14 protein-coding genes are annotated in these 19,691 nt (G+C 64.3%); 2 read left to right on the forward strand and 12 right to left on the reverse strand.

Going from position 1 to position 19,691, the window contains the following annotated elements; translation table 11 throughout:
* The first annotated feature begins 2 nt into the window (after positions 1-2).
* Positions 3-917, forward strand: a complete 915-nt coding sequence (gene accD, locus AC1DWF_RS20510; RefSeq protein WP_476841997.1) for an acetyl-CoA carboxylase, carboxyltransferase subunit beta — start codon at positions 3-5, stop codon at positions 915-917.
* Positions 918-958: 41 nt separating this feature from the next.
* Positions 959-2,290 (forward strand): bifunctional folylpolyglutamate synthase/dihydrofolate synthase, encoded by a 1,332-nt coding sequence (locus AC1DWF_RS20515; protein ID WP_476781675.1) that lies wholly within the window; start codon positions 959-961, stop codon positions 2,288-2,290.
* Positions 2,291-2,370: 80 nt separating this feature from the next.
* Here AC1DWF_RS20515 and trxA read toward each other — a convergent pair whose 3' ends face one another.
* The 12 genes from trxA to AC1DWF_RS20575 all read right to left on the reverse strand — a co-directional run.
* A complete protein-coding gene (gene trxA, locus AC1DWF_RS20520; protein ID WP_476781676.1) occupies positions 2,371-2,694 on the reverse strand; it encodes a thioredoxin in 324 nt (107 codons plus the stop codon).
* Positions 2,695-2,768: 74 nt separating this feature from the next.
* Complete coding sequence (addA, locus tag AC1DWF_RS20525; protein ID WP_476781677.1) at positions 2,769-6,305, reverse strand: double-strand break repair helicase AddA; 3,537 nt, start codon at positions 6,303-6,305, stop codon at positions 2,769-2,771.
* A complete protein-coding gene (addB, locus tag AC1DWF_RS20530; RefSeq protein WP_476781678.1) occupies positions 6,302-9,427 on the reverse strand; it encodes a double-strand break repair protein AddB in 3,126 nt (1,041 codons plus the stop codon). The genes addA and addB overlap by 4 nt, the downstream gene beginning before the upstream one ends.
* Positions 9,424-10,128 (reverse strand): nucleotidyltransferase family protein, encoded by a 705-nt coding sequence (locus AC1DWF_RS20535; protein WP_476842001.1) that lies wholly within the window; start codon positions 10,126-10,128, stop codon positions 9,424-9,426. The genes addB and AC1DWF_RS20535 overlap by 4 nt, the downstream gene beginning before the upstream one ends.
* Before the next feature lie 26 nt (positions 10,129-10,154).
* Complete coding sequence (gene tsaE / locus AC1DWF_RS20540; protein ID WP_476781679.1) at positions 10,155-11,666, reverse strand: tRNA (adenosine(37)-N6)-threonylcarbamoyltransferase complex ATPase subunit type 1 TsaE; 1,512 nt, start codon at positions 11,664-11,666, stop codon at positions 10,155-10,157.
* 8 nt (positions 11,667-11,674) lie between these two features.
* Positions 11,675-14,224: an ATP-binding protein gene (locus AC1DWF_RS20545; protein ID WP_476841998.1), complete on the reverse strand. Its 2,550-nt coding sequence runs from the start codon at positions 14,222-14,224 to the stop codon at positions 11,675-11,677.
* A gap of 196 nt (positions 14,225-14,420) precedes the next feature.
* Positions 14,421-15,821: an adenosylhomocysteinase gene (gene ahcY, locus AC1DWF_RS20550; protein WP_476841999.1), complete on the reverse strand. Its 1,401-nt coding sequence runs from the start codon at positions 15,819-15,821 to the stop codon at positions 14,421-14,423.
* Between the two features lie 210 nt (positions 15,822-16,031).
* Positions 16,032-16,334: an HPr family phosphocarrier protein gene (locus tag AC1DWF_RS20555; protein ID WP_476781682.1), complete on the reverse strand. Its 303-nt coding sequence runs from the start codon at positions 16,332-16,334 to the stop codon at positions 16,032-16,034.
* Complete coding sequence (locus AC1DWF_RS20560; RefSeq protein ID WP_432285855.1) at positions 16,331-16,732, reverse strand: PTS sugar transporter subunit IIA; 402 nt, start codon at positions 16,730-16,732, stop codon at positions 16,331-16,333. Before AC1DWF_RS20560 ends, AC1DWF_RS20555 begins: the two co-directional genes overlap by 4 nt.
* 163 nt (positions 16,733-16,895) lie before the next feature.
* Positions 16,896-17,339 (reverse strand): HPr kinase/phosphorylase, encoded by a 444-nt coding sequence (locus tag AC1DWF_RS20565; RefSeq protein ID WP_476781683.1) that lies wholly within the window; start codon positions 17,337-17,339, stop codon positions 16,896-16,898.
* Positions 17,340-17,342: 3 nt separating this feature from the next.
* A complete protein-coding gene (locus AC1DWF_RS20570) occupies positions 17,343-19,118 on the reverse strand; it encodes a stimulus-sensing domain-containing protein (protein ID WP_476781696.1) in 1,776 nt (591 codons plus the stop codon).
* Positions 19,119-19,146: 28 nt separating this feature from the next.
* Positions 19,147-19,691 (reverse strand): winged helix-turn-helix domain-containing protein (locus AC1DWF_RS20575; RefSeq protein WP_476842000.1); only part of this gene is annotated, 545 nt, incomplete at its 5' end.

Consider the following 19,691-nt stretch of genomic DNA (forward strand, 5'->3'; position numbering starts at 1 on the left):
GGATTACCAACTACGTTCGCCCCAAGATCAACTCGATGCTGGGCCGTCGCGAAATGCCCGAAAATCTCTGGATCAAGGATCCCGAGAGCGGCGAGATGGTGTTCCACAAGGACCTCGAGGAAAATCAGTATGTGATCCCCTCGTCGGGCCATCACATGAAGATCTCGGCCAAGGAGCGGCTGCGCTTCTTCTTCGACGAAGGCCGCTACGAGCCGATCGAAAATCCAAAGGTGATGGTCGATCCGCTGAAATTCCGCGACGAAAAACGTTATGTCGACCGGCTGAAGGACGCCAAGGCCAAGACCGGCATGGAAGACGCGATCCTGTCGGGTACCGGCACGATCGAGGGTCTGCCCGTGGTCGTCACCGTGCAGGATTTCGCCTTCATGGGCGGTTCGCTCGGCATGGCCGCAGGCGACGCCATCATCCGCGCCTTTGATGTCGCGCTTGAAAAGAAGCGCCCGCTGATCCTGTTTGCCGCCTCGGGCGGCGCGCGTATGCAGGAGGGCATCTTGTCGCTGATGCAGCTGCCGCGCACGACAGTTGCCGTAGACCGGCTCAAGGAAGCCGGCCTACCCTATATCGTGGTGCTGACCAATCCGACGACCGGCGGCGTCACCGCTTCTTATGCGATGCTGGGCGACGTGCACATTGCCGAACCGGGCGCGCTGATCGGCTTTGCCGGCCCACGCGTCATCGAGCAGACGATCCGCGAAAAGCTGCCCGAAGGCTTCCAGCGCTCGGAGTACCTGATGGATCACGGCATGGTCGACATGGTGGTGTCGCGCCTGGAGCTCAAGTCGACGATCGCCAATCTGGTGAAAATCCTGGTCAAGGCACCGGCCGCCGCGAAAGTGGCCGATGCCGAGATCCTGCCACCGGTGGTGCCGGTGCCGGAGCGCCGCCCGCAAGCCTAGTGCTTCGCGGCCTGGACGACGTTGAAGCCGGGGGGACTGCCATGACCACGCTCGAAGCCGATCTCGAAATCGAGCGCCTTTTGGCGCTGCACCCGAAGGGTTTCGACCTTTCGCTCGACCGCATCACGCGGTTGCTCGAACGGCTCGGCAACCCGCAGGATCACATGCCGCCGGTGATCCACATCGCCGGCACCAACGGCAAGGGCTCGACCGCGGCGTTTTCGCGGGCGCTACTCGAAGCCTCGGGGCTTCTGGTGCATGTGCATACCTCGCCGCATCTGGTGAACTGGCATGAGCGCTATCGCCTGGCAGCCCCCGCCGGCGGCAAGCTGGTTGCCGACGACGTGCTGGCCGATGCCGTCAGGCGCGTCGGCGAGGCCAATCGCGGCGAAAAGATCACCGTCTTCGAGATCCTTACCGCTGTCACCTTCGTCTTGTTTTCCGAACATCCGGCGGATGCCAGCATCATCGAGGTCGGGCTCGGCGGGCGCTTCGACGCCACCAACGTCATCAAGCGGCCGGCAGTGTCTGTGATCATGCCGGTGTCGATGGACCACGAGGCCTATCTCGGCGACAAGGTCGAACTGATCGCCGCCGAAAAGGCCGGCATCATCAAGCGCGGCTGCCCTGTTGTCATCGGCGCGCAGGAGACCGAGGCGGCACAGCAGGTTCTCATCGATACCGCCGAACGGCTCAACTGCCCGCTCGAGGTCTACGGCCAGGATTTCGTCGCCTTCGAAGAAATTGGCCGCATGGTCTACCAGGACCAGAACGGGCTGATGGACCTTTCGCCGCCAAGGCTTCCCGGCCGGCATCAGTTCGCCAATGCTGCAGCCGCCATGGCGGCGGTCAGATCGGCCGGTTTCCCGATCAGCGAGCGCGCCGCCGACAAGGCGATGACGACGGTGGCCTGGCCCGGCCGCATGCAGCGCATGCCATTGGGCAAGCTGAGCGACCTCGGCCCAAAGGGTGCCGAAATCTGGATCGACGGCGGCCACAATCCCGGTGCAGGCACCGTCATTGCCGAAGCGCTGACCGAGCAGGAAGAGAAGTTCCAGCGGCCACTGTTCTTGATCTCCGGTATGATCAACACCAAGGACCAGACCGGCTATTTCCGTCCGTTCCACGGCATGGCGCGGCATGTCTACACCGTGCCGGTGACGATGAGCGAAAGCGGTGTGCCCAACGAGGAGCTGGCGGTGCGCGCGAGCGAAGCCGGGCTGTCGGCCGAGCCGGTCAGCTCGGTTGCCAATGCGCTGATGCTTTTGCGCGACACCTGGGACGAGAACGAGCCCGCGCCGCGCATCCTGATCGGCGGCTCACTCTACCTCGTTGGCGCAGTGCTTGCCGAAAACGGCACGCCCCCCACCTGAAGACCAGCCAAAAGCTGGATACAAAAAAGCCCGGTCACAAAGCCGGGCTTTTTCACGTTCGTGAGCTGCGTAAGCGATCTTCAGGCGATGTTGCCGTTGATCCAGCTCGACAGCGCGGTCTTTGGCAAGGCGCCGACCTTGATGTCGGCGACTTCGCCGTCCTTGAAGATCATCAGCGTCGGAATCGAGCGCACGCCGAACTGGGCGGCGATCTCGGGGTTCTCGTCGATGTTGACCTTGGTGATCTTGACCTTGCCGGCGAGCTCGTTGGAAATCTCTTCGAGCGACGGGCCGATCATCTTGCAGGGGCCGCACCATTCAGCCCAGAAATCGACGACGACGGGCTCCTTGGCCTCGAGCACGCCGGACTTGAAATTGCTGTTGTCGATCTTGACGGTGGCCATGTAACGGTCCTCTTGGAGTTGGCTGTCGCGCCATATGTGGTGGTAAGGCGCCCCTCGTTCAAGCAGTTCTTGTGTCACGCCTCGGTGAGTCGAACAAGCGCGGCGTCCATCGCCTCAGCGGGGACAGGGATCAACCGCGGTGCCTCCGTGAACAGAAGTGCCGCTGCGACCGGCTTGCCGGGATAGAGAGGCTGAAGCAGCGCGCGGTAGAGCGCAAGCTGCACCACATAGGCCTCGGGCACCTCGTTGAACGAGACGGGCGGTGCGTTATTGGTCTTGTAGTCGACGATCAAAACCTCGTTATCGGTGATCGCCAGCCTGTCGATCTTGCCCGACACCGAACGCGGCTTGCCGCGCACATGGAGGCTGCCCATGATCGATACCTCGGCGCGCGAAGTCGGAGCAAACAGCGGCTGGAATCGTGGGTCGTCGAGCACCGACATGACAGAGGCGGCAGCGGCGGACCGTTCGTGCGGTTGCCAGTCCTGTCCGACGCGGGCGAGGTAGCGCTCGGCGGCAGCAACGCGATCCTCCGGGGCAAGGCGCGGCAGCATCTGCAATAGCCGGTGCAGGGCCGAGCCGCGCGCAATGGCAAAACCCGGCTCGCCATCGGCGTCGAGCACCGGCGAGCGGCCGGAGATCAGCGGTTCGCGCGTCTCGTCGATCAGAGCTGATGCACCCGACGGCGACAGCGGCCGTGGCAGATCCTCGAAGGGCGGTGGCGCGGCGTAGAGGCTTTCAGGCAAAGGTTCGATGGGCGACCTTCCGCCAGCTTCCGGCTCCGCCGCCGAAAGAGGCGTCTTGGGCAGCGGGGTGACGCGGAAGCGGTGGACTAGGCGGTCGGTGATGACGGGATGGCCGCGCTCTTCGCTCTCAGGTGCTGCCGACAATGCGCGGCTGACGATCGAATGCCAGGTGTTGAGGCCCGGCTGGCGCTTGCCGTGATAACCGCAGACGATCAGCCGGTCTTCGGCGCGCGTCATGCCGACATAGAGCAGCCGCCTGTACTCGTCGTCGGCGAGGTCCTTGGCCAGTGCGCTGGCGCCTTTCGAAAAGGCGTTGGCGACGTCGCTGCCGGCGCGCCAGAGATAGCCCTTGCCCTGCCAGTGTTTTCCACGCGGGACAAACGGCATCAGGCGCGGCAGATGCTGGTCGCTGAACGGGGCCGAGCCGCTGTCGACGAGAAACACCACCGACGCCTCGAGGCCCTTGGCGGCGTGCACGGTCATGATGCGGACTTCATCCCGCGTCTGATCCATTTCGCGCTTGATCTCGGGGCCGGCGTTTTCCAGCGTCGACAGGAAAGATTCGAGACCCGGCAGGCCAGTGCGCTCTTCCGCCAGGCAGAAACTCAGGAACTCGTCGAGAATGTCGCCGGCCTCCTGGCCGAGGCGCGAAATCATCTTCTTGCGCACGCCATCGCGGTCGCGACCGCCCGACAATACACCCGAATAGAACTCGAAGATCGGCCGGAACGCCGCTTCGGTCGCCCAGGCTTCAAGCTGGTCCGCAACTGCCTTGAACCCTGCGTTGGTTTCGGCATGGTCGCGCAACGAGGCGATCAGCGAGCGCCCGCTTCCACGTCCCGCGGCAAGCGCAAACAGCGCATCCTCCGACAGGCCGAAGATCGGGCTGCGCAGCACAGCGGCCAGCGACAGGTCGTCCTCCGGCTGGATCAGGAAGCGCCCGAGCGCGATCAGATCCTTGACGGCGATGTGGCCGGGCAGGCTGAGCCGGTCGGCACCGGCAACGGGGATGTCGCGGCGCTTGAGGGCGCGGGACAGCGCATGCACGAAACGGTCGCGCTTGCGCACCAGCACCATGACGTCGCCGGCACGAAGGCGTTTTCCCGTGCCTTCGATGATTTCGCGCTCGTCGAGCCATTTGCGGATCGTCGCCGCGACCTGTTCGGCAACGACAACGGCGGGCGCATGGGCGTGGTCGATGGGCTTGCGCCAGTCGTCGGGCTCGTCGACGGCATCGGCACCGACCGAGGGCCAGACCTCGGCATAACCTGCAGCACCGGCGCGGATCGCCTTGTGGCTCGGCGGTTCGGGCGCGCGAGTGACACCGCGACGCACGCTCGTATCCTCAAAGACGCGGTCGACAGCCGAGAGCACGTCGTCGGTCGAGCGGAACGACCATGTCAGCGTGACGTCCTCGAAACGAGCATTGGCGTCGCGGATGCGGGCGGCGAACTCATGCTTGGAATTGTCGAAGGACTCAGGTGCGGCGCCCTGGAACGAATAGATCGACTGTTTTTCATCGCCAACGGCAAAGACCGTGCGGTGGACGTTGTCGCGGGCGCTGAAGCCGGAGAAGAATTCCTCGGCCAGCCGCTTCACCACCTCCCACTGGTCGGGGCTGGTGTCCTGCGCCTCGTCTAGCAGGATGTGGTCGATGCCCTTGTCGAGCTTGTATTGCACCCAGGGGCCTGCGTCGGGCCGCGCCAAAAGGTTGACGGTGCGGGTGATCAGATCGTTGAAATCGAGGAAGCCGCGCCCGGTCTTCAGCCGCTCGTAACGGGCGATCAGCCAGTCGGCGATGGTCAGCGCTGCCTGTGTTGCTTCCAGCATGCGGAAATGAGCGAGCCGGTCGGTGGCGTCGATGATTGCCGTCGCTGTCACCGCATAGCGCTCGGGCAAATCAGACAGCCGGTCGAGCAGCGCCTTTTTGAAGGCACTGGATGGATTGTAGGGGTCGCCGTCGGCCTTGAGGAAAGCATCGCCCAGCAGCGCGAGACGGCGGAGCGGATCGGTCTCGGCGTAAGCGAGCCGCGCGTAAGGCAGGATGTTGTTGAGCACGCTGCGCGCGTCGGTCGCCTCGGCGGCAGCGGCGAAGGCATTGAAGAAGGCCGGCTCGAAACCTGATAGCGGCCAGATCGAGTCGGCAATGGCTTCAGCACTATCGTCGGGCGAAAAGCCGAACTCTTCATAGAGCGCGCCGAACGGCCAGGAAAAGTCCTGGATCTGGCCAATGAAGGCGCGCAGACCGTCGCGCTTGCGCACGATCTCGGCAAGCAGCGCATCGAGCCCTGCTTCGCCGCCGCGCTCCAGCACCTTGGCGAAGGCCTCGGCGAGTTCCGGATTGTGCTCGCCAGCGCCAGTGACCATATCGCGCCGGGCGGTGGCGAAGAGCGTCGCCTCCATCTGCGCGTCGAGCATCTCGAAATGGGCGGCGATGTTGGCTTCGAGCGGGAACTGATGCAGTACCGACTCGCAGAAGGCGTGGATGGTCTGGATCTTGAGACCGCCCGGCGTCTCCAGCGCCTCGGCGAACAGCCGCCGTGCCCGCCGCAATTTGGCTGCGTCGGGGCGCGCACCGTCAAGGGCCGCGATGCGCTCGGCCAGATCGGCATCGGGCAGCATTGTCCATTCGGACAGATTGGCGAAGACGCGGTTCGACATGTTGGCGGCGGCCGCGCGCGTGTACGTCAGACAGAGTATTTTCGATGGATCGGTGCCGCGTAGCAAAAGCCGCATCACGCGCTGCGACAGCACATGCGTCTTGCCCGAACCGGCATTGGCCGACACCCAGACCGAGTTGGCGGGATCCGAGGCACGTGCCTGGCGTTCGGCGGTCTCGGTGGGGACGAAGAATTTCTTTTTCATTCCTCGCCCTCCGCACCGCCGTCACCGCCGGCCGACCATTCGAGCACGCGGGCGAGATGGTCGTAGTCGCCGTCGGTTTCGCCTTCGCGGAAGGGCAGGGCACGCGAGAGATAGCCGGTGGTCGGGTCGTTGTAGTGCAGCAAGAGCTGCTCCAGCCTGGTCCACGCCTCTTCGGACAGCTCGAGGGCTGATTTCGGCTTCCTGTTGTGTTCGAGGATCGATTCCTCGAACACCTCGCCATTGGGTTTCAGCCTGACGAAGGCAAGCTGCGAGGGTTCGCGAATGCCAAGCTCGCGGAAGGCACCACGCCGCAAGAGCGCGCCTTCGAGCGCCAGCTGCGGCGAGATCAGCGTGTGCGCCTGCGCCTTGGATGGCGACGAGCCGGTCTTGTAGTCGAGGATGTCGGCCATGCCGCCGGCGAGAACGTCGATGCGATCAGCGCGGCCCGAAAGGGTGACGCCAGTGAGGCCGACCTCGACAGCCGAGGCACCTTCTTCGGCGTGACGGCTGGCAACGGCCTCGGCGCGGCTGCGCTCCCACACCAGGATATTGACCGCCAGACGCTCGAAGCGCGGCCACCACACAGCCTCGACATCGGCGGGAAGGGCGGCTTCGGCGAAGCAGTGGCGGCCGGCTGCGATCAGGGCCTCGAACGCATGGGGCGCGCGCGGATCAACGATGGTCGAGGAAAACAGATGCAGTATGTCGTGGAACAGCGTGCCGCGCTCGGCGGCACCCGGGTCGCGCACCAGCAGGTCGATCGCCGACAGGCCAAGGATGCGCCTGGCATAAACGGCGTAAGGGTCGCGGCGCAGCGTCTCGACCTCGGTGATGCTGAAACGGCGTGGCCTGACTGCCACAGGGGGCTTGGGTTCGGGCCGGGCTGCGAAATCGGACTTCTGCCCGGCGTCGAGCGCGCGCGCCCAGACAAGCAGCTTTTCGCCGCGCTTGCGCAAGACGGCGGCATGGTCGGGGCCGGCGTAGGTCAACAGCCGCTGCAGCCAGCGCGAAGGCACCGCAGGCGCATCGCCCGAACGGGCCGAGCGCGACAGCACGACACTCTTGGCGCCCATCGCCATCTGGAAATCATGGGCGGCGAGGCCGATGCGGCGCTCCGGCGGCTCAAGATCGATGCCGGTCTTCATAACGCGCGACATGAAGCGATCGGCCTCGGCCTTGCGCGGCCAGCTGCCTTCGTTGAGCCCGCCGATGACCAGCGTGTCGACGCTCTGCAAGCGGGCTTCGAGCGCGCCCCAGATCGCGATGGCGCGGTCGGCACCTTGCGCCGGCTTGACCGCCTCGGGCGCCACCAGTGCGTCCATGACATCGGGCCATTCATCGGCGGCGAAGGTGAACGACGCCTGGGCTGCGACCAGCGAGCGAAGGGCTTCGGCGAGCTTGGCGCCGGCGTCGCCGTCATAGAGCGTACCAAGGCCGCCAAGCTCATCGCGGCCGAGATTTTCGAGCGCTTCGACCGTTGCCTTGACGATCGCCGCAAGTTCGACCGACGCATCGCCTCGGAAGGCAAACAGCGGCGCGAGGCCAGTGACGAGCCTTGTGGCGATGTCGCGGGCCTCTTCGATGCGGCGAACCGTGATGCGATCGAACCAGAACGGTTTGCGCGACCCGCCGGCGACATCGGTCATCCTGCTGTCGAAAGTTTCGGCGAGGCCGGCAATATCGGGGCGGCCGACGCCGCCACGCAGCACCACGAGTTCCAGCGTCTCGGCGGCACGCCTCACTGTGGCTCGGTCGGCACCAAGCCGCAGCAGTGGGTGCTTGAGCAGCGACAGCACCGCGACCGGGTCGCCGGGGCGGAAAGCAGCATCAAGCATGGTGCGCAACAGGGCCGCCGGTGGGGTGTTGGCAAGCGGCATACCGCCGGAATCGTCGGCCTGGATGCCGAAGCGCCGCAGTTCGGAAGCAACGCGGCGCGCCAGATTGCGGTCGCCGGTGACCAGAGCTGCGCGATGGCCCGGCTCGGCGACGGCCTGGCGCAAGGCGATGGCGATGGCCGCCGCCTCGTCGCGCTCATGCGCTGCTTCGAGCAAGGTTACGCCGGCAAGGGCATCGGCGATCTCGCCATCGTTGACGTCAGCGCGCTTGTCGGCCCAGGCGTCTGTGGTTTCGGCCGGCCTAAGCGCTTCGCCGACAAGGGACGCCCGCAGCACCATGGCCTGCGACGGCGCGCCGAGTTCCTCGATATCACCGCGCAGAAGGCCGATCTTGCCGATCAGCTTGGCGAGGCCATATTGCGGATGGCCGAGCACCGAGGCTTTCGCGCCGATAGCCGTGATCGTCTCATAGGCGCGTTCGTCGAGCGTCGCATCGAGCCCTGGCAACACCACGGCACCGCGCGGCAGGCGCGCGATCGTCGCGAGCAGTTCGGCAGTGGCGGGAATGGAGCCGGTCGAGCCGGCGGCAATGACGGGACCTGCGGGTGGGTTGCGCTCCAGCCGCTCGGCTTCGAGGCGGATCAGAGCGCTGCGGTGGGCGGCCGGATTGGATTGGTCGCGCTCCTTGAGCATCTCCGGCCAGGCGCCGGTGACGATGGACAGGAAGTCGAGCGTCACCTGCCACCAGCCCGCCAATTCGCCTGACACAAGTCCGGCCAGCCGCGACCAGTCGGAACCTTCGGTTTCGATCTCGTCCATCAACCCGGCAAGATCACGCGCCAGCCAGATGGCGTCGGCGGCGGAAGCCGGAACGACAATCTCTTCTTCAAACATTGCAGCGACATGGGCTGGCAGTCGACGTTTCCAGGCGCGCACCAGAGGCGCAAGCAACAACAGGCGGTCGGTGGACGAGACAGGCGGGGCAAGGTCGAGCGCGCCGCGGCCCTCGGCCTCGAACGCCGCCTCGTCCTCGTCGAACTCGCCCAGCGGCTTGATGACCGGCAGGATGGCCGAGCCACCGCCGGCGGCGTCGACGAAGACACCGCGCAAGGCGCGTGCCGCACGCCGCGTCGGCACATAGATGGTGACATCGGCGAGCGACAGCGGATCGCCGGCGTAGCGGAAATCGGGGATCAGCCGGCCATCGAGCAGCGCCTGCGCCAACGTCGGCAGGAAAGGAATGCCTGGCGGGATCGAATAAACGCGTGGCGACGCACGGCCGCTCATTGTGCTTCCGCCAATGCCCTTTTCACCGCGGCCTCCGCCTGCGGGATGGCGTCGGGCGTGCCGACGGTGATCCAGCTGCCGTGCATCTGCATGCCGAACAAGCGGCCAGTTGATATGGCCTCGTCGAAATAGCGGTTGAGCGAATGCGGCGCTTCAGAAGCATGGGCGAAAAGGCGCGGATGGATGATCGCGGCCCCGGCATAGATCAGGCCCTCGGGCGCACCCTTGGCGCGGCTCAAGGCCCCGTCCGGCGCGACGAGAAAGTCGGTGCCGCCCGAATGGCCCGTTGCCTGTCCGAGATCCGCGAGCATGATCAGAATATCCATGCGCGAGGCGTCCCAGGCAAGGGCGAGGCGGGTCAGGTTCGGAGTGCCATGATCGATCCAGAAGGTGTYGGCATTGACGATGTAGAAAGGCTTGGTGCCAAGCTCTGGCAGCGCCTTGACGATGCCGCCGGCGGAATCGAGCAGGCCGTCGCTTTCGTCCGAAATCACAACGTGTGGCTTCTCGCGGTCCGCAACATGGGCGACGATCTGGTCGGGCAGGTAGTGGACATTGACCACGGCCTTTGCGACGCCAATCTCGGCGAGGCTGTCGAGCCCCCAGTCGAGCAGCGTCTTGCCGGCGACGCGCACCAACGGCTTCGGGATCGTGTCGGTGATCGGCCGCATGCGCTTGCCGAGGCCGGCAGCAAGCACCATGGCGACGGACGGGATCTTCGCACTGCTCACGTATCGAACTCCTCGAGCAGGCGATTTTCGCGATAGAAATCACTGAGTTCGGCGAGTGCCGGATGGGCGAGCGCGCGGCTGAGATAATCGCGGATGCGCGGCAGGTGCTTCAGATATTGCGGCTTGCCGTCGCGCCGGTCGAGGCGGACGAAGATACCGAGGATTTTGGAATTCCGCTGTGCTGCCATGATGGCGTAGGCCTCGCGAAACGCGCCCTCATCAAACGTACCGGCGGCATGACGCGCGGCAACATAGGCGTCGACGGTGCTGTGTTCGATTTCCGGTGAAACCGTCATGCGCGCGTCCATGGCTAGCGAAGCGACGTCATAGGCGACGGGTCCGATCAGCGCGTCCTGGAAATCGATGATGCCGAGCCGGTCACGGCCCGCGCGATCATCGCGCCAGATGATGTTGGGCGAATGATAGTCGCGCAGGACGAGGCCGTATTGCTTGTCCGACAGTCGGTCGAAGACAGCGTTCCAGGCGGCATGGTAGCCGTCGCGCAGCGCTTCGGAGGCCGGCGCGCCTGTGACTGCTGGCACATACCAGTCGACCAGCAGGTCGACCTCGATCATCAATGCGTCACGATCGAAAGGCGGCACATCATGGAAGACGCCAGCGGCAGCCTCCATGCGATCAGGCCAATGTTTCCCGTGAATCATTGCCAGCAATTCGGCAGCGGCGGCGTAGCGTTCGGCAACGGGCTCGCCGTCTGGGCCAAGGAAAGCGCCAGTGCCGAGGTGTTCGAGCAGCAAAAAGCCCTGGTCCAGATCCTGGGCGACGATGCCGGGCACCGAAACACCGCCAGCAGCGAGCGCGCGGTCGATGGCGACGAAGGCCGCCACCGATTGCGCGGTATGGGCGATCTCGGCGTAAGGCTTGCCATCGCGCACCGGCGGGCCAAGCACCAGCCGCGGCGCGTTCATTAGAACCAGCGGTTCGCTGTCGTCGCGCGTCACCGTCTCATAAGCGCGGGCCGAAGCGTCGCCCATGAAGCGGGCGCGGCGGGCTTCGCCCCAGCCGGAGGCCACGAGAAACGCGCGCATGGCAAGCGAACGGGCAACACGGTCGAAGGCGGAACCGCTACCTGATATCGTCACCCGACGGCCATCGCCCTCATGGTCGAGCGCGATGCGCAGGCTTGTCGCAGGCATGGCGTCCGCCGCGCGCTCGGGCCATTCGACCAGCGCCACGCCCGAACTTATCGCTTCATCGAAGCCAAGCTCTTCCAGCTCGTCAGCCGAAGACAGGCGATAGAGATCGAAATGATGCACCGGCAGCGGCGTGTCGTAGCTTTGCACCAGGGTGAAGGTCGGGCTCGGCACTTCGTGCATCGGATCGCTGGCCAGCGCGCGGATCAGGCCACGCGCCAAGGTCGTCTTGCCCGCACCCAGATCGCCGTCGAGCAGAAGCACGTCACCAGCCTTGAGCGCCAGTGCCAGATCCTCGCCAAGCCGCGTGGTCGCGACATCGTCGGGGAGGAAAAGCTCCAGCGATCTGGCCGTCATCAAAGGGTCTACTCCGCCGCAACCCGGACGCCAGCGGGCACGTCTGGGAACAGGCAGATGACAGTGGTGCCGAGATCCTTGCCGCTGTCGATGCGGACCGAGCCGCCATGCAGTTCAACGAAGCTCTTGACGATCGACAGGCCAAGGCCCGCGCCGCGCTTGCGGCCACCGTTGACGCGGGATTCAAAGCGCTGGAACATCGTGTCAAGCACCTCCGGCGGCATGCCCGGACCGTCGTCGTGGACGGAGAATTCGACACCTTCGGCAAGCTGGCGGCAAGTCAGCGTGATGGTGCTTGCGGCAGGCGCATAGTTCACGGCGTTGCTGAGCAGATTGTACAGGATCTGGCGGACACGCGTCTCGTCGCCATTGAAGCTCTTGGGCGCGCTTCTGGTCTCGATGGCAAGCTTGATCGAATGCTCTTCCAGCCGGTCGGCGACGAGKTCSGCKGCSGCCTCGATGGWGCGRTCGACATGCACCTCGGMGATSTCGAGCTGCATGATGCCGGCATCGACGGTGGCGAGGTCGAGGATGTCGTTGACGATGGTCAAAAGCACGCCCGACGACGAGCCGATATGCTCGACATATTCGCGCTGGCGCTGCGACAGCGGCCCGGTGCCGGGCAGCGACAGAAGCTCGGTGAAGCCGATGATATTGGTCAGCGGCGAACGCAGCTCGTAGGAAACGTGCTGAACGAACTCGTTCTTGATCTGGTCGGCGCGTTGCAGCGCCTCGTTCTTGTCCTTCAGTGCGCGCTCGACATTGACGCTGTCGGTGACGTCGACAAAGGTCAGCATCACCTGGCCGTTGGGCAGGTGGATGACCGCGTGCTGAAGCACCGAACCGTTCCTGAGCTCGGTCTGGCCGTGGCGGTCGCTACGCTCGTCGAAACCGGTGACCGCGGCAACGAAATCGCCCCATGGGCTCTGCTCGGCTCGCGTGTCGCATTCGGCGCGGATCGCCGAGATGTGCGTGCTCTGCCGCAGCGCCTCCGCTGAGACACCCCACAGCTGGCCGAACGCCGGATTGAACAGGCGGATGCGGCCGTCGGGGCCGAACACGACGACGCCTTCGGCGAGATTGTCGAGGGTTTCGCCCTGCACACGCACGGCGGTGGTGTAGCGGCTTTCGAGATCGATCTTCTCGGTCAGGTTCTCGAACACCCAGGTGACGCCGCCCTTGGGCTGGGGGTTGGCGACGACGCGGATGGTGCGGCCGTCGGGCAGGTGCCACAGATGCTCCTGCGGCTCGACGGCGCGATAGGCGGAAAGCAGGTTTTCCTTCCAGCGCCGCCATTCCGGCTGCTCTGGCAGCTTGCGTTCGCTGCGCAGGCGATCGAGCAGCAGCGCATTGTCGGGCGCACTTGAGATGTAGCCGGCGTCGAGGTCCCAGAGCTTCTGGAAGGCGTTGTTGTAGAAACGTAGCTTCTGGTTGGCGTCGAAGGTGGCAACCGCAGTCGCGACCTGATCGAGCGTGTCAGAGTGGCTGCGCACGACCTGGATGTATTCCTCGCGGATGGCTTCGGCAGCGCTCATGTCGGCGGCGATGCCGGCCGAGCCTTCCTTGCCGACCACATCGGTCACGGCAAACATCTTGCGGTCGCCGTCGATGACGGTCGACAGCGTCTGCTGGAACACGGGCCGCGACAGGTGCTGCTGAGCAATGGCCTCGCGCGACTGGGTGCCCAGGAACTCCTTGCCATCGCGGATGGCGGCGGCGGAATCCACCGCCTCGACGGCCTTGGCGAAAGCCTTGTTGACCCATTTCAGGCGCCCATCGGCATCGCGCATCCAAAACGGCATGTCGATGGCGTCAATCAGGGCGACCAGCGTTTCGAATTCGGCGCCGAGGCGCTGGTTCTCAAGCTTCAGCCGTGCCTGTCCGCGCTGCGCCTCGGAGATCGAGATGAAGCGGACAATGACATGGGCGCCGCTCTTGCGGCCCTGGACTTCAAGGGCCGCCCCGGCATGGGTCTCGGCGATCAGCTCGAAAGCGGTGCCCTTGTCGCGCAAGGCAGCAATAGCGTTTTCGAGCGCTGCGGCCGAACGCGGCATCAGCCAGCGGCCAAAGCCGAGGAAGGCTGCGCGCTCATCCGGCGCTCCGGTTTCGATCGGTAACGAACCGACGAGCTCGGGCTTCTTGTTTTCGCTGGCCCAGACAATGACGCGCTGGTCGCGTAGATTGAGCAGGGCTTCGGAGCGCTGGAGCGAAGCGTTGAGGTCGGCGACACGCCCGCGCAGCTCGGCATTTTCTGCGCCCATACGCGCTTTTTCGCGGATCAGGGCGACAGCCGAGATCAGGGCGGCGCCCATGACGCCGACAAACGTTGCGATCTGGATGACATCGGCAGTGCCGACAGGCAGACCGGCGACTGCGGCCTGCTGGGCATGGGCAAATCCGAAAGGCGTGCAAAGGGCGGTGGCGCCGAGCAGAGCGACAGCAACGCGGCTGCCGAGCCGGCGCACGGTCTGCCATCTGGCGCTCGAAGGGGCCATACGCGAATCCTGGTGGCCGCCGGAAACGGCCTGTCCCGCTAGAAGCGGGTATTCCCCCGGCATGTCTTGTTCCTCTCCGCCGCCTGAATGCAAGACCGCCCTGAAGCGCCCCAAAATTCCCGCCGAGAACGGGCGCGTGGCGAATCACGCCACAATAGCCGCTAGGCGAATCGTCGTGAAGAAGGCGTTTGCGCAAAAAGAGAAGCCGGGCGAAAGTCAATCGCCCGGCTTCAACATGTTGTAGGTTTATACGCTATGGTTAATAGCGGTAGTGTTCCGGCTTGAACGGGCCCTTGGGCGTGACGCCGATATAAGATGCCTGCTCGTCGCTCAGCGTGGTCAGCTTGGCGCCGAGCTTGTCGAGATGCAGGCGCGCGACCTTCTCGTCGAGGTGCTTSGGCAGSACRWASACKTCGTTCTTGTACTKGCCSGGSTTGGTCCAGAGSTCGATCTGSGCSAGCGTCTGGTTGGTGAAGGACGCCGACATGACGAAGCTCGGATGGCCGGTCGCGTTGCCGAGGTTGAGCAAACGGCCTTCCGAAAGCAGGATCATGCGCTTGCCACCTGGGAAGGTGATCATGTCGACCTGCGGCTTGACGTTGGTCCACTTCAGGTTGCGCAGTGCCGCGACCTGGATCTCGTTGTCGAAGTGGCCGATGTTGCCGACGATGACCATGTCCTTCATCAGGCGCATATGGTCGAGCGTGATGACGTCCTTGTTGCCGGTCGTGGTGATGACAATGTCGGCGGTCGGAGCAGCATCCTCAAGGGTGACGACTTCAAAGCCGTCCATCGCTGCCTGAAGCGCGCAGATCGGATCGACCTCGGTGACCTTGACGCGAGCGCCAGCGCCCTGGAGCGAGGCTGCCGAACCCTTGCCGACGTCGCCATAACCGCAGACGACGGCGACCTTGCCGGCCATCATCACGTCGGTGCCGCGGCGGATGCCGTCGACCAGCGATTCCTTGCAGCCATACTTGTTGTCGAACTTCGACTTGGTGACGGAGTCGTTGACGTTGATTGCCGGGAAAGGCAGCAGGCCCTTCTTCTGCAACTGGTAGAGACGGTTGACGCCGGTCGTGGTCTCTTCGGTGACGCCACGGATGGCGGCCTTGTGCTTGGCAAAGAAGCCCGGCGTTGCCGCCATGCGCTTCTTGATCTGAGCAAACAGGATCTCTTCTTCTTCGCTGCCCGGGTTGGACAGCACGTCCTCGCCTGCTTCGGCGCGGGCGCCGATCAGGATGTACATGGTGGCGTCGCCGCCATCGTCGAGGATCATGTTGGTGGCGCCGCCGTCGGTCCACTGGAAGATCTGGTCGGTGTACTGCCAGTATTCCTCAAGCGTCTCGCCCTTGACGGCGAAGACCGGGATGCCGGCTTCGGCGATCGCGGCGGCTGCGTGATCCTGCGTCGAGAAGATGTTGCASGAMGMCCAGCGGAYGTCGGCGCCGAGKKMCTTCAGCGTCTCGATCAGCACSGCSGTCTGAATGGTCATGTGCAGSSAGCCGGMGATGCGCGCGCCCTTGAGCGGCTTGTTCTCGCCGAACTCCTCGCGGGTGGCCATCAGGCCCGGCATTTCAGTTTCAGCGATCTCGATTTCCTTGCGACCCCAGCCGGCGAGCGAAATGTCGGCGACCAGATAATCCTTGCTACCCGTCATGGCTTGCTCCGATTCCTGTTGACTGCGCGCCGGCGCGGGAGGCCTTGAGAGGGCGCGCGAAAGAGCGGCCTGACTACCAGATCAGGCAGCCATCGTAAATGGGACATAAAGAAATCTTTATTCGTGCATGTCGCTCAGCGCAYCGTTCTTCCATTTGCGCATGAGCCTTTCCGAAAAGTGAGACCACTTTTCGGGGTCATGCGCAGGCGATCAGCATTCCTCGCCGAAGCGGGCGGCAACCAGTGTCGCCAGYGCTTCCATCGCCTCATTGGCTTCTGGACCGCTCGCGGTGACGCGAATGGTGCAGCCGGGGCTGGCGGCCAGCATCATCAGGCCCATGATGGAGGTGCCGCCGACGGAAATTCCGTCCTTTTCGACACTGACCGACGCCTGGAATTCGCCGGCGATCTGCACAAATTTGGCCGAAGCGCGAGCATGCAGGCCGCGCTGGTTGACGATGGCGAGGTCGCGGACGACGTGGCCGTCTTCGGCCGAGAAGGGCATGCCGCTCATTTGCCGCTCAACACCTGGCTTGCCACATTGATGTATTTCCGCCCTGCTGCCTGCGCCTCATCGAGGGCGCCCGACATGTTGTCGGCCTTGCGTACGCTGGTCAGCTTGATCAGCATCGGCAGGTTCATGCCGGCGATGACCTCGACGCGCCCCGCTTCCATCACCGAAATGGCGAGGTTGGAGGGTGTGCCGCCGAACATGTCGGTCAGAACGACCACGCCAGTACCGGTGTCGGCACGCGCAACGGCATTGATGATGTCGCTGCGACGCTGCGCCATGTCATCATCGGCCCCGATCGAAACGGTCTCGAAATTCTCCTGCGGTCCGACGACGTGTTCCACCGCGTGGCGGAACTCCTCAGCCAGTTGACCGTGCGTTACAAGCACGAGTCCGATCATTCTGTCATGGCTCCCGTCATGGCACTTTCACAACCGCGCAGTATTTTTGCCGCCTTCGCGGGGGGCGGGAGCGCTATCTTGTCGACGGCGAGGGCGTTTACAAGCCCCAATTTTCAGCACGACATGGCATTTTGACGCAATGCAGCAAAAATAATGGGCAGGCTCAGGCGAAGAGTCCATTGCCGAGCAGGGCCAGTATGGCAGGCACAGCCGCACCGATTTCCCGCTCCGCGAGCATCAGCCTGGAAACGCTGCAACCCAAGAGAAGCTCACTGTCTGTCTCGGGCAACCGTTGCATTTCATTTGCCGGCACAAGCCTGACAAGCAGGTCGACGGCTGCCGCAACCTCATGTTCGACAGGGACGGGGCCGAGCCCGCGAACTTCCACAAGGCCGGCAATCGTTGACGGCGCGTGGCACACAAGCCTGCCTTGGTGTGCTGAAAGAAAGACCTGATCGTCGGATACCAGCCGGGCGAAACGGCCGGAGGCGCGGGTCTTTTCGACCAGCGCCAAAGCCAGCGCGCTCTTGCCGGAGCCTGACGGTCCGGCCACCAGCACGCCGCGATCGCCGAGCACAACCGCCGTGGCATGCATGTTGGTGGGCACGGATCAGCTTTCCGCGGGGAAGGCGACGACGAAGCGGGCGCCCTTGATCTCGCCCGGCTTGGTGCCGGTGATGTTTTCGGCCGTCAGCGTGCCGCCATGGGCTTCCACGATCTGGCGGCTGATCGACAAGCCCAGGCCCGAATTCTGGCCAAAAGCTTCGCCGGCGGGCCGGTCGGTATAGAAGCGCTCGAAGATGCGATCTATGTTTTCCGCGCGGATGCCGGGGCCATTGTCCTCGACCGTGACGACGTTGAACTTGCCGACCCGCGCCAGCGAAATGGCGATATGGCCATGGTCATCGGGCACGAAGGAGCGGGCATTTTCGATCAAGTTGGTGATGACCTGACCGATACGCAGATCGTGGCCGGCGATATTGTAGTTCTTCACCCCAGGCGGCAACTTGGCGACATTGAACGCGATCTCGACCGGCTTCTTGTGGCGGCTGGTCTCGCGCGACACCGAAACCAGGTCACTGATGAACTTCTTGAGGTCGACCTTGCCGGCATCCTCACGCGCCAGTTCGGCGTCGAGGCGGGATGCGTCGGAGATGTCGGTGATCAGGCGGTCGAGGCGACGGACGTCGTGCTGGATGATCTCCATCAGACGCTCGCGTGAGCTTTCATTCTTGGCCAGCGGCAGCGTCTCGACCGCGCTGCGCAGCGAGGTCAGCGGGTTCTTGAGCTCATGCGAAACGTCGGCGGCGAAACTCTCGATCGCCTCGATGCGAGCATAAAGCGCGTTGGTCATGTCGCGTATGGCGACCGACAGATTGCCGATCTCGTCCTGGCGGTCGGAGAAATCAGGGATCTCCTCGCGGCTCTTACCGCCACGGCGAACCCGATTGGCTGCGGCGGAAAGACGGCGAAGGGGCGTCGCGATTGTCGATGCCAGCAGCATCGAAAGAATGGCAGTGACCAGGGCCGCAACGCCAAAGACGCGCAGGATGGCCTTCTGCTCGGCGGCAACGATCTTGTCGATGTCGCCACCTTCGGTCGACAGCATCAGCACGCCAAGCACGGCGCGGAAACGCTGGATCGGAACGGCGACGGAGACGATCTGCTCGCCCTGTTCGCTGACCCTGACGATCGTCGCCGGTCCACCGGTCAACGCCTGCACGACTTCGGGGAAGGCCGCGCCGTTGCCGCCGGGCTGCTCCTTGTAGACCGGCAGCGCGTTGTCGCGGAAAAAGCCGAAGACGAATTTCTGCACCCGCTCGAAGACGGTCGGCTGCTCTTCTTCGACCGGCGGCAGGTCGTAGCGAAGGATTTGGCCATGAGAATAAAGACGGCGCGAATCGAGCAGCAGATTGGCATCGCGATCATAGATGCGCGCGCGGGTGCGGGTCGGTGAGATCAGTCGGCGAAGCAGCGGCGCGACGCGTTCGGGATTGATCGGAAAGTCGAGGCTGTCGAGTTGGTCGGAGCCGGGGCCGAGCGTTTCGCCGGCCTGCAGTTCGAGCAACTTTTCGGGGTCGATGCTGATCGAATCCGTTTCAACGGTCGCCGAGGCGGCAATGGAACCGGCGATGATCTCGCCCTGCGTCATCAGGCTCTCGACACGGGCGCCGATCAGGCCGTCGCGGAACGTGTTGAGATAGAGGATGCCGGCGACCAGAACCGCCAACCCAGCCAGGTTGAGAAACAGGATGCGGCGGGTAAGGCTCGAAAAGAAGTAGTGGCCGAGAAGGCGGCCGAGCCGGATCCTGGCCCGGTCGAGAAACAGCAGGCGTCCGCGCGGTCGTTTTGCAACGGCCGCCGGTTTGCTGATCTCTGCTTCCATCGCCATGTGATCTCAGCCCCCGMCGATATCACGCTTCGCGGAATCTGTAGCCGACACCGTAGAGCGTTTCGATCATCTCGAAGTCGTCATCGACGGCCTTGAACTTCTTGCGCAGGCGCTTGATGTGGCTGTCGATGGTGCGGTCATCGACATAGACCTGCTCATCATAAGCCGAATCCATCAAAGCGTCGCGGCTTTTGACGACGCCAGGACGCTGCGCCAGCGAGTGCAGGATCAGGAATTCGGTAACGGTGAGCACGACCGGCTCGCCCTTCCAGGTGCAGGTGTGGCGTTCCTGGTCCATCACCAGCTGGCCGCGCTCAAGCGAGCGCGCCTGCTGGGTCGGCGCCTTGACGCCTGCTTCGCGGGCACTGGCCCGGCGCAGGACGGCGCGCACACGTTCGACCAGCAAGCGCTGCGAGAACGGCTTGCGGATGAAATCGTCCGCGCCCATCTTGAGGCCGAACAGCTCGTCGATCTCATCGTCCTTGGAGGTCAGGAAGATCACCGGAAGGTCGGTCTTCTGGCGCAGGCGCTGGAGCAGCTCCATGCCGTCCATGCGCGGCATCTTGA

The sequence above is a fragment of the Aminobacter sp. P4_D5 genome (assembly GCF_056401815.1).

Coding starts and splice junctions, on each gene's coding strand:
- tsaE (WP_476781679.1), bottom strand. CDS start 11,666: ATGACGGCCAGATCGCTGGAGCTTTTCCTCCCCGACGATGTCGCGACC.
- addA (WP_476781677.1), bottom strand. CDS start 6,305: ATGAAAAAGAAATTCTTCGTCCCCACCGAGACCGCCGAACGCCAGGCA.
- addB (WP_476781678.1), bottom strand. CDS start 9,427: ATGAGCGGCCGTGCGTCGCCACGCGTTTATTCGATCCCGCCAGGCATT.
- AC1DWF_RS20570 (WP_476781696.1), bottom strand. CDS start 19,118: ATGGAAGCAGAGATCAGCAAACCGGCGGCCGTTGCAAAACGACCGCGC.
- AC1DWF_RS20560 (WP_432285855.1), bottom strand. CDS start 16,732: ATGATCGGACTCGTGCTTGTAACGCACGGTCAACTGGCTGAGGAGTTC.
- AC1DWF_RS20515 (WP_476781675.1), top strand. CDS start 959: ATGACCACGCTCGAAGCCGATCTCGAAATCGAGCGCCTTTTGGCGCTG.
- trxA (WP_476781676.1), bottom strand. CDS start 2,694: ATGGCCACCGTCAAGATCGACAACAGCAATTTCAAGTCCGGCGTGCTC.